Origin of the sequence: Segatella copri, assembly GCF_026015465.1 — a bacterium.
In the GTDB taxonomy this organism is placed as follows: Bacteria; Bacteroidota; Bacteroidia; order Bacteroidales; family Bacteroidaceae; genus Prevotella; species Prevotella copri_E.
Genome location: NZ_JAPDUQ010000002.1, coordinates 350,827 through 366,306, shown reverse-complemented (window position 1 = coordinate 366,306; position 15,480 = coordinate 350,827). Strand labels below are relative to the sequence as shown.

Below are 15,480 nucleotides of genomic sequence, written 5' to 3'. Positions count from 1 at the left end.
CTTATTCCACAATTAAAGTTTGACCTTCATGACGAATATTCACTTTCTCGAAATGATTCATCAGTTCGATGATATCATCCAGACTCATGTTCTTCTCCAGTTGCAGGAAGAGACGGATGTGGCGAGCCGACTCGTTCTGATAAGTTACCTGGAGATGGAAATGCCCGGCAATAGGAGTCAGGATATTCTGAAGCTCAGCGTTTTCATAAACCAATGGGAGCTGGGCAAGACTTGCAGAATCTGCCTTTTCTTCTATGTTGGATTTCTGAGGAGCAGAAACCTGCTGGATAGAATCCTTTCGGGATGACACGAGTTCGGTATTGTTCTTATCTGATGGCTGATGGGAACGGGTTACCAGATGAATGGCAGCAAAGGTGATGCCGGAGACGACAAGGACGGCTGCAACGGCAGCCACCTTTCTCATCGGGCTCCAGAGAGGAAACAACTTGGCGGTTTGCTGGGTTTCTGCATTCTGACTCATCTCTTCTTTCTGCTGCTTTTCTTCTTTCAGCTTCATCTCATCTTTCAGTTTCTCCCATTCTGCATCAATCGAAGGCATCTTCATCTTTTCCTTCGACTTGGCGAAATCCAGAGACTGTCGGGTCTCTACCAACTGCTGATAGAGTTCGTTCACTTCCTCATCGCCCAGAAGTTCATCCTTCTGGGTTTCGGAATACTTTTCGGGATGCTCCAGGAAATCGAGGAGCATATCCCATTTCTGAGAATCCATCTTCTGAGGATTTATGTCAGATAATTCATGTTTCATTTTCTTTCCTTTCTTCATTTTAGGGTTATTGTTTTCCTTTCAACTTTTCTCTGAGCGTTCGCAAACCTTTTACGATATGCTTGTTCACTGCCGAGACGCTGATGCCCAGCTCCTCCGCCGTATCCTTATACGACATTCCTTCCCGATAACACAATCGGATGACGGAAGCCGTCTGGTCGGTCAGGTCATGGTCGATGCAATCCACAGCAGCCTGCCATCGCTCTTCCAGACGAGAAGGTTCCTCCTCCGTCAATTTCTCTTCCGAGAGAGGGAGAAGCCGTTTCAGTCGTTCATCTCTCTTCTTTCTGGCTATAAGATTGATGCAGGCATTCTTCACGCTCCGCATCAGGTAAGCCCGGTCTGGAACCAGCTGTTTATCCCACAATCTGGAGAACACATCACTCACCACATCCCTCGCCTCCTCATTATCATGAAGCAAGGCAAAGGCGAAGCGATACATCTGCTCGTAATGGTCGTGGAACAGCCGTTCCATCCGCTGTTCATTTTCTTCTGTCATCACGTCATTTTCTTCTTGTTTTTACTCTTATATACAAGCTTTCCTGAAATCAATTACCCCTAAAATGAAGAAATCTTCTACTTTTTTCGAAAAACCTATGCAAAGATAATAAAAAACACCATAAAACCAAGTAATTTGAACTATTATTGCAAGAAAACCCTGCAAAAACTTGGAACATAAAAAATAAAATCGTATATTTGTGGCAAAAACAGAAAGATAATGAAAACGACAAACGATTATATTACCATACTTCGCAAATACCTGAGCACCAAAGCTGATGCTTATGGTATTACAAAGATTGGAATCTTTGGATCTGTGGCTAGAAACGAACAGACCGAAGACAGCGATGTTGATGTTTGTGTGGAAATGAAAAAGCCAGACTTATTTACAATGGTTCACATCAAGGAAGAACTGCAAGAGCTCTTTGGTAAGCCTGTAGATATTGTCCGACTTCGCAATAACATGAATCCGATGCTTTTGAAGCAAATTAAAAGAGATGGGATCTATGCATGACGAAGAACTCTTATACTATTCACTCAAACGAATAGCTTCGACTATTGAAAGAATCATCAATAATTCTCAAGCGATTGATGATTCACAATATTATGTACTTTCTCCTGCTGGCATGGAACGCCTCGAAAGTACCTGTATGTTGCTTCTTGCAATAGGAGAAAGCATCAAGGGGATTGATAAAATGACGCGGAAGCAACTTCTTCCTAACTACCCAGAAGTAGATTGGAAAGGAGCTATGGGAATCCGTGACATTATAGCTCATCACTACTTTGACATAGATGAATCTATTGTCTTTGATGTAGTCAAAAACAAACTCCCTGGAATGTTAGAAACAATTAATAAGATGATAGAAGAATTATAAGAAACATCGGCCAAGCAAAGAGCAAACCAACATGGTTTTGCCTTCGCTTGACCGATTGTCATATATTCATTGTTTTAAGAGAGTTTCTTTCTGGAAAAAGCTACATGAAGCGATTATAATCTCATAAAGAATCCGTGTAATCTCTCCCGATGTCCTTGAAATTACATGGCGACGCAGGAATATCTGTGTCGTGATGTAGGAAAGATTACGTCGCAATGTGGTAAAGTCTACATCGGGACGTAATTTTTGGGGGTATCTATAAGGTTTCATATCAGATTCTTTTTTGATTTAACATCGAGCTTATACGCACACGAAAAAGTTTTTTTCATATACATCAGTTTTTCTTTTTTCTGTTTCTAATTATCTATACAGTTGAGCCAAGCGAAAAACTAAGCAAAACATAGATTATTTTCGAAAAACCTATGCAAAGGTAATAATAAACTAGAAAAAAGCTTGCTCTTTCGAATAAAAAGTGTATCTTTGCACCAAGAAACAACATCATTATATTATGGGTAAACAAGCCATCATAGAAGCTTTACGCCATTATTTCAGCACCCAACCCGTACTGAAAGCCTGGCTGTTCGGTTCTTTCTCCAGAGGGGAAGAAACGAAGGATAGCGATGTCGATATTATGGTTTCTTTGGACAAGAGCAAACCTATTGGTTTAAAATTCTTCGGCATGTGGAGTGATTTGGAAGAACTCTTAGGTAGAAAAGTTGATTTGGTATCAGAAGGAACCTTACTCCCTTTTGCACAGGAATCAGTAGAACGTGATAAAATCTTAGTTTATGAGAGAACGAAGTAGAGATAAAAACCGCTTAGAGCACATGCTCAGAAGAAGTAAGATTTTAGAAGAACGCCGCAAACATGTTAATCCAGAGATTCGCAGGTCTATAGATTTGTCTTTCCAAATCGTAGATAGGATACATGACATTCTGGTTTCTAAAGGGATGAAGCAGAAAGACCTAGCCCTTCTACTCGGAAAACGGGAAGCGGAAATAAGCAAATGGATGCGGGGAACACATAATTTTACAATAGACACTCTTGTATCTATTGAGGATGCTCTCCAAGCTCCGATATTAAATGTAGTTCATCAGGATTTAGAAATATGTGTGTGATTTTTTAATCGGTCAAGCAAAGAGCAAACCAACATGGTTTTGCCTTCGCTTGACCGATTGTCATATATTCATTGTTGTATTGAGAGGGAAATCTATTTAATCGGCTCTGCATGGATACAATAGTAACTCTTCAAGGGATTTTCCTTATTCTTTTTCAAGATTAAAGCAACTAAACATCCCTCATAATCAGAGTTCCATTGTGCAGGCGTATAGCCCTTCCAATACATCACAAGGTCTGCATCGGATGGCAAAGCCTTGAAACGGTTGCGGTACTTCTCTCTGTTCGAATCATCTACCACAACACCCTTGCCATACTGACCATAATACATATCCATCAGATCAACCAACATTCTTTTCTCCTCAGACAGTACAGCCTCATGCTTCTTCATGCTTTCCGGTTCCTCAGAATCCAACAGTACCCCTGATACAATGTATTCCAATTCCGAATATGGCTTTTCCGGAAACTCAGGAGAATAACGAGGAGAGACTATCCGGAACCGCTTGCTCCGGTCGAAGATGCAATACAAATCATAGTCTTCATTAGATGGATTCAGCAAGTCAGAAGAACCGAAATCGTAACCCATGAAACCATTATTATAGATATTGAGATAGATGCCGGAAGAATAAACCACACGTCCACCCTTATAGCCATCAGCAACAATCAATGTTCTATCTTCCTCCGTCATAGAAGTATTACGGCTGATCTGAAAAAGATAAGTGCTAAGGTTGATTGACACAGCATAACAATTGTTCTCATTTCTGAGACTCACTACCCTATCTGGCATTCCCTTACATGACCATACAATGGAATCATAATAATGATAATAAGGGTTAGCTGATGAGTTATTGTTCAGATAATCTGTCAAATCAAAACTCAAAAGTCTGAATGACTGAAATTTACTATGTCCATCACCCATTCCATGGGCATCCTTAGAATTGGCATATACACACCGAATATAATAACGGCAATCATCCGGTACTTTTTCAGTTTCATTTGGCTTGTCTTCTTCATCACTCTTATCAATAGTATAAGTATTCTGCACATCAATCAGTTCTAATGAAGATAAACGCTGAAATACCACCAAACCATAAATGGCTTTTTCCTGATTGTCAGCTACTGTCACCGAACCAATCTTCTCCATCACATACAGGTAAGCTTCATCTTCAAGAAACTTCACATCCAGGATTTGCATATAATCATCTACCTTACCTGCCTTATTTGTTTTGATGACAATGCCCGTCGCATCATCATACGACCAATCCTGCTTCTTGAAACAGAATGTACGTGTATCCTCATCACGATAATAAGTCATCAACTGATTCTCAGATAAGAATTCATAGACCTTCGGACTATAATCCTTGATGCCTTCACGATAATCAGTTTTCGCAAGTTTACCGTTTTCCTTCACCTGATAGATGCCGACAGGTTGCCAGCCATAACTTACAAGCCACGAATTCAGAACATTCCTATCTATATCACAGACAGGAGCCTTTCCGTCTAAGATGCAATACCCGTCCTGATTTAAAACAAATGACTGGTTGAACAGTTCCTTGTCATTCCAAGGAAGGCTGTCCAACTTATCATCATCACTACTACAGCCAGTTAGCATCCAGATGCCAACCACCATGAATATCATCCATAAACAACGCTTCATATACTTTCTGTTTTTTATAATCTGTTCTTTTCTGAATTACCGGCACCCGTACCCTTATACTTGCTTCTACTAACATTAAACTTATAGCTGAATGAACACATAATCATTCGGGTATCGGTATATTTTCTGGTATAGATATCGCTGGTACCATATACCAATCTTGTGGAATTGCGCATCGTCGCAAAAAGGTCATTGCCCGCCAAAATGACATTCAGGCGGTCGTGAAGAAAACTTCTACGCAAAGAGACGTCCACTCCTCCTTGTGCCATATAAAGCGGAAGCGAAGAATGGCCCTGCGTGTTCCAACTCATATCAAGATTAAGCGTCCAACCGCATAGTAGTGAAAACGCATTATTGAAAGAGCCGATGAATATCGGCTTGCTGTATGCCTTACCACCAATGGTCAGAAACTGCTTTCTAATACCAGCGTCCAACGTAGGATGCCACCATCCTATCGTCGGCGATGCCGTCAGTCCCACGTAACAAACCTGAGAATGATTCAAATTACGAAAGGTGTACATACTGATTAACTCATTGTCATGATACGGTTCTATCACCTGATAGCAAGGATCTACAAGATAACGCCAGTTGGCAAAAAACTGGAACCATTTATATCCCAGATTAATTCCTATGCCATGTTCGAAGGTTGACTTGAGCAATGGGTTTCCACCCTGATAATAATAGCGACTATTATATTGCACGTTACTACTTAACTGACTATAGGAAGGACGACTCACCGTCACCTTATAAACCATATTCATTTTCACAGTCCCGACAGGAAAGGTCAAGGACACATTCGGAAAGAAATGGTCGTACTTACGACTCTGGTCGGGTACGAAATAATCCTTATTCTCCTCGCTCCAATAATCACCACCTGTATTATAGTAATTGGAAGAAACATGTTCGTATCTGAGGCCAGCATTCAGTTCTACCTTGTCTAGTCTCAATCCATAAGAAACAAAGGCTGCAAGATTACTTTCCTTCACCTGGTCGTCCGTCTTGCCTGGCAAGTCAGTTCCCTGTTCATCTATAGTATAAAGATTGGCACGGCAACTTTCGGTAAACTCATTACCAATCTTCAGGGTACCTTTCCATACCGGAAAGCTCAGTACCAGCTTAGATGCATGCATCCAACTATCAGCTGTGAAATCAGATTCTATCGTGCGAGAATCTCCGCCCTCAATTCCTGTTTCTTCAGAATATTGAGTCTGTCCTGTTTTACGAAGATATATTTCCCCATTCCATTCTATGCTCACCTTTCCTATCTGTCCGGCATAATAAGCCGTAATATCCTGCGTAGGTCGGCTTTTGAAACGACAATACATATCATTTGTATAGCTTTCTGTCTTGGAGCCATTCTTCCAGACATCCATCAGCGAATTCCATCCACCCCAACTATAAGGATTGATGTTCACCTCGTAAGTGGCACCCACAGAATGCTTATCATTAAAAACATAATTAAAACCAAGACTTCCACTGGTATAGTAACTCTTGTTTTTGATAATCAAGTCTTCGTCGATACTCATGAGCGTCTTGCCGTAGAGTCTGTTATCATTATGCTGATCCTGATAGCCCTGAGACAAACCACCATACAAATTGGAGAAGATATCCAATCCCCGATAGCGATAATTCAAATCGAGTACTTCACGATGATTGTCCTGATGATTGCGCTGATAGGACTGCCGATAAGTCAATCCCAAACCTTCTCCCTTTTTTCTTGTCGTCTTGATTCTGATGACAGACTGATAGGTTGCATCGTATTCAGCACCCGGCTCGGTTATCACCTCTACATGTTTGATGTCAGAAGAACTCAATCTATCGAGATCAATGGTTCCCTTGATTTTCTTGTTATCGATATAAATCAAAGGTTTACCTTTTCCCAAGACTTCTATATCACCATTCTTCAGCATCACTCTCGGAAGATGTTTCAATACATCTTCTGCCGAGCCCATTTTCTCCAAGGAGGTTCCTTCTACCTGAGCCACCAATCCTTCAGAAGTCATTCTGAAAGGCTGTCGATGTCCTTTCACTACAATTTTCTGCAGGTTCATTGTTGCCTCTTTCAGAGTTATTGTCCCTATCTTACCTATATTAAAGGTATTGCTTGCCGTAATATAGCCCACGCAACTTACTCTTACTATCGCCTTTGTGGCTTCGCAGGGAATCACAAACTGGCCGTTCTCATTTGTCACACCGCCATTAATCAATGAAGAGTCACGAACATTCAGCAGGGCTACATTGGCGAAATCTATAGGGCAATGATGTACATCCACAATGCGACCTATCATCTTGGTGGGAGTCTTCTGCGTACACTCCACCATGATATTATCCTCCACCTGCGTCATCCTGATGGGATAGAATCCAATCAGCTGCATGATGGCATCGGGAACGCTTTGGTTCCTGATGCTCTTGGTTACCCTGAAATCCTCCAGTTCATCATACACGAAGTTGATGGTGTACTTATGCTGGCGGGCGTTCAAATCCTTCAACGCCGCAGAGAACGACATATTATTATATTGTCGGGTGATGCGCTGGGCATAAGACTGCTGAACCAAAAGCAACAGGAAGAGAAGAAGAAGCTCTCTGATAAGCTTGCCGTTAACGGGCATTGGTTTCCAAAAATCTCTCATAAATATATCCTCCTATCTTATTTCACCAACAATGTACCGTCAATATACTCTATCTGTATGCGGTCGAAAGCATTCAAAATCTCCAGGTTCTGCTCCAAAGTCTTCGTCTTGTTCCAGTTGAAGAAGAGGCGGATGTGCTGGGCACCGGCATCCACATATTCCACCTTGACATGATAGAAACCGGACAGCTGAGCCAGAATGGTTCCCAATTCAGCATCATCAAACACCACGGGTTTCATATCAAGCGAATCCTTACTCTCTGCTGTTGCAGCACGAAGACTGTCATTCGACAGCGCCTGGGTTGTTGCCAACTGTTCTGTCGCAGCCTTGTTATCCGCTGTCTGATCAGAAGCCGGGAATCCCAACCAGCCATTGTGAATCGCAGCCAAGGCTACACCCGAAAGGAAGATGATGCCGACGATGGATGCAGCAATCTTCACCCGGTTGCGATAAGCGCCTTTGGATTTGCCGGCATCTATCGCCATCTTATCCTCGTGATGTGCCTGAACAAACTCCTTCCAAGCCTCATCCACATCCACATTCTTCGGATTGGCTTTCTTGCCAGCCATTCTCGCCATCGCCAGTTCATGGAAGAACTCCTTCACTTCCTCATCGGCAAGCAGGCGCTCCACCTGCTCGTCGGTATATTTCTCGGGATGCTCCTGCATGTCAAAGAGCATCATCCGCTTTTCTTCTTTACTCATGTTTGTCATTGTCTTGCTCATTTAAATTGTTTCTTAATCCAGTCCATCGCCTTCGAGAGATGATTGAATACCGTCACCTTGCTCACTCCCACTTCATCAGCCACCTCCTGATAAGATTTCTCCTGAAGATAGCGCAGACGGAAAATGAGTTGCCGGATAGGCGGTTCCAGGTCTTCGATGAGAAGCATAAGCCGGTCGAGTCGCTCGTCGGTCTCTTCCGAGAGAATCACGTCGGAATCATCCAGCAGCAGCTTCGCCACCCTTTCCTTCACACTCTTATGAGCTATCAGGTTGAGACAGCGGTTGCGTACGCTCCGCATCAAGTAACCTTCCTCTCTCCCAGGCACCAGAACCACATCATCGGCAAGAATCTGGGCGAATACTTCGCTCACCACATCCTTGCTCTCGTCATCATCTGAAAGAATGCATCTGGCCAGATTGTACATCTTCGCGTAATGCTGACGGAATAATTGTTCTATGTCCTTTTTTCTGTTCATATACTATCTATACAGTTGAGCCAAGCGAAAAACTAAGCAAAACATCAACTTTTTTGTTTTTTCCTTTAAATCCGAATCGAAATCACCAAGATTCTCCCCAGATTGGAATGCAAAAGTACACAATCTATCGGAGATAGAAGACAAATGGTAAGGATAAATCGATTTTCAGTTGATTTATTTGTTCATTCCAACATTTTTTAGTACTTTTGCCCACCAAATTACGAACAAGTAAATAAGATTGGTATAAAAATAGGTATTACCAAGATAAAATAAAGAATAGATTAGATAAAGGAGAATAAGATTATGTCAACGATTATTTATCCATCACCGATATTCGGTCCGGTAAACTCTCGCCGTCTGGGAGTTTCACTGGGCATCAACCTCATGCCATCTGATGGCAAGGTCTGCTCATTCGACTGCGTTTATTGCGAATGCGGATTCAACGCCGACTTCCGTCCTAAGAAGAAGCGCCCTACCCGCGAGGAGGTAAGAGAAGGATTGGAGAAGGTTCTGAAAGAGCGCCACGACAACAACCTGCCTTTGGACGACATCACCTTCGCAGGAAACGGTGAACCAACGGGACACCCAGACTTCAAGGGAATCGTGGAAGATACGATGGAACTCTGCAAGAAATATTTCCCGGGAGTACAGGTATCCGTACTCAGCAACGCCACCTATATATATAAGGAGGAAGTGAGAGAGGCGCTGATGCTCGTGGATAACAACATCCTGAAACTGGATACCGTGGATATGGATTACATCAAGAAGTTGGACCGCCCTCAGCAGCCTAACTACGACGTGAAGGATGTGATTAAATATCTGAAGATGTTCAAGGGGCACGTCATCATCCAGACCATGTTCCTGAGAGGCGACGGTTTGGACAACACCAGCGAGCACTTCGTAGCTCCTTGGCTGGAGGCAGTGAAAGACATCCAGCCTCAGCAGGTAATGGTTTATACCATCGCCCGCGAAACACCAGACAAGTTGCTGGAAAAGGCGCCAAAGGAAGTACTCGATGCCATCAAGGGTCGTGTAGAGGCACTGGGCATCAAGTGTACAGCCAGCTATTAAGAGATAATCAGGATAAGAAAGAAAAGCAAGTAGAAATAAGAAAGAATGAAAGCGAAAAGTAATATCCTCATTATCAGCGATATGTGTGGCTACGGAAAGGTATCTGCCGCAGTTCAGATGCCTATCCTCTCTTATATGGGACTCGATGTATTCAATCTGCCCACCATGCTCATCAGCAACACCTTCCCATACGGCAAGTACGCCATTCTGGAATGCACTTCGTATATCGAGGAAGCCTTGCAGAAGTGGAACGAACTGGGCATTCACTTCGATGCCATCACAACGGGTTTCATGGCTTCGGAGCGTCAGGCGAAGCTGGTGGCACGTTATTGCAGAGAACAGGCTGCGCTGGGCACCGACATCTATGTGGATCCCGTGATGGGCGATTACGGCAAGCTCTATGGTGGAGCCAGTGAGAGTACCGTGAGATGCATGAAGGAGATGCTGAGCGTATCGCATCTCTGTTTTCCCAACTATACCGAGGCTTGCCTGCTGACGGATTCGGAATACAAGGAAGAGGGAATCTCAGAAGAAGCAGCCTATGAGCTGGTAGATAAACTGAGAGCCATCGGTTCCCACTCCGTGCTCATCACCTCGTGCATCGTAGAGGGTCAGCATGCCGTGGTAGGCTTCAATCATCTTACAGAAGAGTATTTCCTCCTGCCCTACGAAGAAATCCCTGTTCAGTTCCCGGGCACCGGCGACATCTTCTCCAGCATCATCGTGGGCAGACTGAAGGATGGCGATCATCTCCGCCATGCCACCCGCATCGCCATGGATACCCTGCGCAACTGGATAGACATCAACAAGGATGACAAGGACAAGAACCGCGGTATTCCGATAGAAAGACATCTTGGGGACTTGTAGATTGCCATTTAGCAAACACAGAAGCAAGGGAATACCAATTAAGTTATAATGGAAAAGAAAGAAACAAATACACTCAGTATATTTCAGCGCCCGGTATGGGTAAGCCTGTTCGCCCTTACGGCTGCTATCTCGTGGGGATGGGCTTACCCATTGATAAAAATGGGAATGGAGGAATATCAGATTACAGCAGACATGACCGGAAGCAAGATGCTTTTTGCCGGCATCCGCTTCTTCATCTCCGGCATCATCATCCTTGCCATCGCCAGAAGCTCGCATCGTAAATTCGGATTCAAGAAGAAAGCTGTTCAAGAGAATGTCTGGTTCCTTCTCCTCTATGCACTCCTCAACACCACCCTTCATTATGCCTTCTTCTATTTCGGACTCTCGCATAATGCAGGAGCACGTTCGGCGATACTCAATTCGATGAGCGTCTTCACGGTGGTTATCCTTGCCTGCATCTTCTTCAAGAGCGACAGGATGACGTGGCGAAAGGCATTGGGCTGCATCATCGGATTCCTAGGCATCCTAGCCTTGAACCTTGGCGGAAAGGAAAGCGGTAGTTTCATTTTCCTGGGCGATGGTATGATTATCCTCAACGCCCTGTGTGGAGCCAGTGCTTCCCTGCTGACCCGAGGATTGAGCAAGAGAGTGGATGTTTTCGTAGGAACCGGTTATTCGCTGAGTATCGGTGGAGCCTTGCTGGTGATTCCTGCATTGTTAATGGGTGGCTATCTGCCAGTCATCAGCCTCTGGGGCATCACCATCCTTCTGCTGCTCATTGCCATCTCAACCAGCAGTTTCGCTCTCTACAACAAATTATTGAGCTGCAATCCCGTAGGAAAGATAGCGATATACAATTCGCTCATCCCCGTAGTAGGAGCCATCACCTCCTGCCTCTGTCTTGGCGAAACCTTCTACTGGAAGTATCTGATAGCAGGCGCATTGGCTACTGCCGGAATTTATATCATCAATAAAGGGAAGAAATAAATTCCGGCTGTTGCCCATGCAACCCATATAGAAAGCAAAGCCACCTATTTCAAGATACCCGTTTCGCGCTCCTCATTGTTGATATTCCGCTGTATCTTACGGTATTCCTTTCCCCGATTGATATTCCAGGCAACACCGATACGGAACAAATTACCTCCCGAATTGTCATATCCACGAACCTGCTTGCGGAGTAATGCGTTGACGATTTCTGCAGAATAGGATTTCGGATGAGCCATAAACGGATTATGCATATAGAGCGTAAAATCGAAATCACCTATATGATAACTGGCTGAGGCAGCCAATGAAGGAGGATTATGCCCGATGTTCTCTCCCTCCATAAAATTCCAACCGTTATCAGCATACAGCATCACAGTCCATTTTCCCCAATATCCCTGTAATGTTCCACCATAATTATAAGCGGTATAACAATGACTGTACTCATCGCCCTTATTGAAAAAACGGTAAATACCTGCATTCACAGAGAATATAAGGTGGTCGGGGATAATGTCAAACCGGGTATCATTCGTAAGATACAACATATTACAATGGGGCTGATTCGTCTGGGAATAAAGAAACTGATCATTTTCCGTGCGGGTGTATTTCGCCAAATTACAATGACGATTGATGCGATAATTCAAGGTAAAATCAGTATTTATCCTTGGTTTACTGAAAGAGAATACCACCCAGTTCTCATATATACTGTTAGGCTTAAGCGAAGGATTACCCACAGTCCATTCCATACTGTTCTTTCGAATACGGGTATCCGAAATCATAGCTATCTGCGAAATATGCTGTGATAATTCACTTCCCAAGCGGATCTGAAACGAAGAAGAAAGGGAATAAGCCAATGTGAGTTTCGGACGACAAAGCCAAAAACTAAATTCCTCATCTCCCTGTCGATAAGACTGATTACTCAACCCAAAGCCAGCCACATAAGTTAAACGGGATGTTCCTTCCTTGAATTGTCCCAAACTTCCCTTGATTTGTGCAAAACCATAGATACCCAATGAACGGATACCATTCTCGCTAACCATATCACCCAAATACTGATTATCCATATATTTCCAGTTCAAGTTGGTTCCTGCAGAAAAAGTAAAGGGTTTCAACCGGTTTTCATAGATAGCCTCGGCTATGAGCGAATAAGTCTTTCCATCTACCTGATATTGATAGGGTTCGCCCTCACCTTCATAATAGGCTCCTTTGGTGTGGATATAAGTACCCAAAACATCTGCCGACAAAGACTGATGCTTGCCCAGCTGATGATAGAAATACAAATCGAGAGCAGGAGTAAAATCCCTACCCTTGCTGGTTCTGTAAACAGGATACGCAGGCTTTCCAGATTCAGAAAACCACATCTCATTCGATGTATAAGGCTGATTGCAGAAATCCGTGGTAAGCGTTGTCTGGAATACATATAATGCAGAATCAGCCAGATTATACTTCAACTGCAATGTATTACCATAATTTTGAGTTGCCCCATTCATGATTTTTCGAGATATCTGATACTCAGAACCATCATGTAGAAGATACTGAGCATCCTCATTATATTCGGATGCCTTATTATCCACATAAGTCTGCTCATATAAAATATTCAATTGGCTCTTGCCCCTATTGACAGATGCATAGACATCGTTTGAACCGAGCTTGGTAGTTAGCGCATTGGTCAAGTTGAAGCCCAAACTGCCACCCGATGAAGCCCTGCGGGTATGAATATCTATCACGTATGCAATATTCTTACCATATCTTACGCCAGGACTGTCGATATAATCTACACTCATAATAGAAGCTACATCCAGCATCTGCACGTCATGCATATTGGCGAGAATGCCATTGATACGAATCTGCACTTCTCCTTTATTATCGGTAGCAGAAATGGAACGGCCAGCCTCATCAACCCTGATATGAGGCAAAGCCAACTTTCCCAAAAGCGAAAAACCAGAAAAAGAACGCTGCTTCTGAATATCGCTTGGGAATATCAACTTGCCATCTTCCTTGTTGACTACTCGTGCCGCCTTCACAACAACCTCTTGCAAGGCTATAGAATCATTCGATACCTTCTGGATCTCCTGGGCACGTATTTCTACACAAGAGATCAATGCCCACAGCATCACCATAGCTGTTAACAATTTACTTTTCTTCATTGTCATCATATACTTTTTCTAAAACTTGTTTTCTGCTGCAAAGGTATCAAAAAGAGAAGACCGAAGCGAAAAATATGGCTGACATGAGTCTGACATTTATCAATTAACGAATATTATATCTAGTTTTATACCATCTTTCATAGAATTTCTGTACTTTTGCATTTGAATCTTTAAACAGTATATCATTTAAACAGAATAGATAATATGAAACTGAAAGCATATCATTCCATCCTCATCTTTGCCATCCTTGTGATATCTGCGGCATTCTCCAGCGTGAGTAACTACCGCAAGGCACAGTATGCCATTATACAAGATATGAACAAAGCTTTGGCTCTGACTCTTCAGGAAAATAAATATCAATGGATTACGCCTGATACCATCCAGAGCTACCGCTCACATCTCAGCATCGACCTGCTGAAGTCGACCAGTAATCTCTGCTATGTGATGGAAGACAGAAGAAGAGGCAAGAACAATTTCCAGCTGGTAAATAGCGCCAACCTGCTCAGCAGCAAAGAGATGCTCCTCAACGAGCATTCTATCCAAAGTTATGCCAACTGTTCGATGGCAGATGTTTTGAGTATGAGCAACCAGCGGACATCTTTGACGCTTACCCTCATGGCTATGATTTGGGCAATTGCATCGCTATACTATCATCGCAGAAAACAACCCTGGAATCATGAGGCTGATATGTTCGGCACCATGTGCTATTCTCAAGACGAGGATTCCTTCTACAATCAGGAAAGCGGACAAGCCATCAAGTTTACTCCGATGCAGTACCAGCTGATGCAACTCTTCTTCAACAATACGCATCATCAACTCTCCAAACAGGAGATTTGTGATGCTCTTTGGCCAAAGAAACCGGATGCCAGCGAAACGCTCTATACCTTGATTCGCCGTATCAAACCAGTGATTGAGCAGAATAGCAACCTCATGATTGAATCGGAAAGAGGCAAGTCTTACCGACTGATAATCAGATAAGTTCAGAAATGTCAGCTAAATGTCATACTTGTTATTTGGCTTTTTCCCATCTTCTTCATACCTTTGCAGCTAAAATACAAAAGGAGCAAAGATATGAAGAAGATTTTTTTGATAGCAGTTGTCTTGCTGATGATGATAAACTTCATCATCAACTATCATCATGAGGTTACGAAAGATCAGCATACACCGATGGCGGATTTCAAGACCAAGGTAGAGATGGCACCCATGAAGGAATACAATGATCCGGACTTCGGCTACGTTGTCAAGTATCCTTGCTTCTTCCAGCAGGAGGATACTTCGGTATCGGGATATCAGGGCTATGCCCGCTTCTCATTCACCAATCATGCCAACATCATCCTAGAGAGTTACGTTACCCCCAACTATAGCAACACCCTTCAGGCTTGTGCCGATTCTCTAGCCCAGAAGCTTCATTCGGAGCGGACGATGCAGGCATCGAATAAAGCATTCATCCTCTCCGGTCCTGTCTATGAAAACGGAGTAAGAGTAGATGGCTACAGTCATTATGATAAATTCATCAAGAGTGGCAGAATACTCTTCGTCTATTCCCTCACCTATCCCGACAGTTACAAGCCAGCCATGCCCCGACTGTTCAAACTCATAGACGACTGGAAGGTTTTAGGAGCATATTAATCTGCCTTGATGATATCCTCACAA

Annotated in this window: 16 protein-coding genes; 9 read left to right on the top strand and 7 right to left on the bottom strand. The window is 43.3% G+C overall.

What is annotated here, in order from left to right; translation table 11 throughout:
- Position 1 precedes the first annotated feature (1 nt).
- Both ONT08_RS08420 and ONT08_RS08415 read right to left on the bottom strand, forming a co-directional pair.
- Positions 2-766, bottom strand: coding sequence for a DUF4974 domain-containing protein (locus ONT08_RS08420; protein ID WP_264959697.1), 765 nt, complete (start codon positions 764-766; stop codon positions 2-4).
- Positions 767-791: 25 nt separating this feature from the next.
- Positions 792-1,283, bottom strand: a complete 492-nt coding sequence (locus ONT08_RS08415; protein WP_228112337.1) for an RNA polymerase sigma factor — start codon at positions 1,281-1,283, stop codon at positions 792-794.
- 219 nt (positions 1,284-1,502) lie between these two features.
- Here ONT08_RS08415 and ONT08_RS08410 point away from each other — a divergent pair, with 219 nt between their 5' ends.
- From ONT08_RS08410 to ONT08_RS08395, 4 genes are all read left to right on the top strand, one after another.
- Positions 1,503-1,796 (top strand): nucleotidyltransferase family protein, encoded by a 294-nt coding sequence (locus tag ONT08_RS08410; RefSeq protein ID WP_089544535.1) that lies wholly within the window; start codon positions 1,503-1,505, stop codon positions 1,794-1,796.
- A complete protein-coding gene (locus ONT08_RS08405) occupies positions 1,789-2,157 on the top strand; it encodes a HepT-like ribonuclease domain-containing protein (protein WP_117692480.1) in 369 nt (122 codons plus the stop codon). Before ONT08_RS08410 ends, ONT08_RS08405 begins: the two co-directional genes overlap by 8 nt.
- Positions 2,158-2,665: 508 nt before the next feature.
- Positions 2,666-2,962 carry a nucleotidyltransferase family protein gene (locus tag ONT08_RS08400; protein ID WP_254973254.1) on the top strand — a complete coding sequence of 99 codons (297 nt, stop codon included), beginning with the start codon at positions 2,666-2,668 and terminating at the stop codon, positions 2,960-2,962.
- Entirely contained in the window at positions 2,946-3,275 is a 330-nt protein-coding gene (locus tag ONT08_RS08395) for a helix-turn-helix domain-containing protein (RefSeq protein WP_254973256.1), read from the top strand. The genes ONT08_RS08400 and ONT08_RS08395 overlap by 17 nt, the downstream gene beginning before the upstream one ends.
- Before the next feature lie 92 nt (positions 3,276-3,367).
- Here the strand turns inward: ONT08_RS08395 and ONT08_RS08390 are convergent, their stop codons facing one another.
- From ONT08_RS08390 to ONT08_RS08375, 4 genes are read right to left on the bottom strand one after another with little or no spacing between them, the layout of a single operon-like run.
- Entirely contained in the window at positions 3,368-4,930 is a 1,563-nt protein-coding gene (locus ONT08_RS08390; RefSeq protein WP_264959696.1) for a hypothetical protein, read from the bottom strand.
- 14 nt (positions 4,931-4,944) lie between these two features.
- The gene (locus ONT08_RS08385) at positions 4,945-7,560 is read right to left on the bottom strand and encodes an outer membrane beta-barrel protein (protein WP_264959695.1); all 2,616 of its coding nucleotides are present in this window, start codon (positions 7,558-7,560) and stop codon (positions 4,945-4,947) included.
- Between the two features lie 17 nt (positions 7,561-7,577).
- Entirely contained in the window at positions 7,578-8,264 is a 687-nt protein-coding gene (locus ONT08_RS08380) for a DUF4974 domain-containing protein (RefSeq protein WP_254977101.1), read from the bottom strand.
- 17 nt (positions 8,265-8,281) lie between these two features.
- Positions 8,282-8,761, bottom strand: coding sequence for a sigma-70 family RNA polymerase sigma factor (locus ONT08_RS08375; protein ID WP_264959694.1), 480 nt, complete (start codon positions 8,759-8,761; stop codon positions 8,282-8,284).
- A gap of 303 nt (positions 8,762-9,064) precedes the next feature.
- On the opposite strand from ONT08_RS08375, the gene ONT08_RS08370 reads away from it, so the two are divergent.
- Genes ONT08_RS08370 through ONT08_RS08360 form a run of 3 tightly spaced genes read left to right on the top strand, consistent with a single transcriptional unit; the run spans position 9,065 to position 11,686 of the window.
- Positions 9,065-9,832 carry a radical SAM protein gene (locus ONT08_RS08370; protein ID WP_264959693.1) on the top strand — a complete coding sequence of 256 codons (768 nt, stop codon included), beginning with the start codon at positions 9,065-9,067 and terminating at the stop codon, positions 9,830-9,832.
- A gap of 45 nt (positions 9,833-9,877) precedes the next feature.
- The gene (locus tag ONT08_RS08365; RefSeq protein WP_118139971.1) at positions 9,878-10,699 is read left to right on the top strand and encodes a bifunctional hydroxymethylpyrimidine kinase/phosphomethylpyrimidine kinase; all 822 of its coding nucleotides are present in this window, start codon (positions 9,878-9,880) and stop codon (positions 10,697-10,699) included.
- 48 nt (positions 10,700-10,747) lie between these two features.
- Positions 10,748-11,686 carry a DMT family transporter gene (locus ONT08_RS08360; protein ID WP_264959692.1) on the top strand — a complete coding sequence of 313 codons (939 nt, stop codon included), beginning with the start codon at positions 10,748-10,750 and terminating at the stop codon, positions 11,684-11,686.
- Between the two features lie 44 nt (positions 11,687-11,730).
- On the opposite strand, the gene ONT08_RS08355 is transcribed toward ONT08_RS08360, so the two are convergent.
- Positions 11,731-13,827 (bottom strand): hypothetical protein, encoded by a 2,097-nt coding sequence (locus tag ONT08_RS08355; protein WP_264959691.1) that lies wholly within the window; start codon positions 13,825-13,827, stop codon positions 11,731-11,733.
- 204 nt (positions 13,828-14,031) lie between these two features.
- Here ONT08_RS08355 and ONT08_RS08350 point away from each other — a divergent pair, with 204 nt between their 5' ends.
- Together ONT08_RS08350 and ONT08_RS08345 are read left to right on the top strand one after the other, a co-directional pair.
- Entirely contained in the window at positions 14,032-14,805 is a 774-nt protein-coding gene (locus ONT08_RS08350) for a winged helix-turn-helix domain-containing protein (protein ID WP_264959690.1), read from the top strand.
- A 93-nt stretch (positions 14,806-14,898) separates the two neighbouring features.
- The gene (locus ONT08_RS08345) at positions 14,899-15,456 is read left to right on the top strand and encodes a hypothetical protein (RefSeq protein ID WP_264959689.1); all 558 of its coding nucleotides are present in this window, start codon (positions 14,899-14,901) and stop codon (positions 15,454-15,456) included.
- Positions 15,457-15,480: the final 24 nt, after the last annotated feature.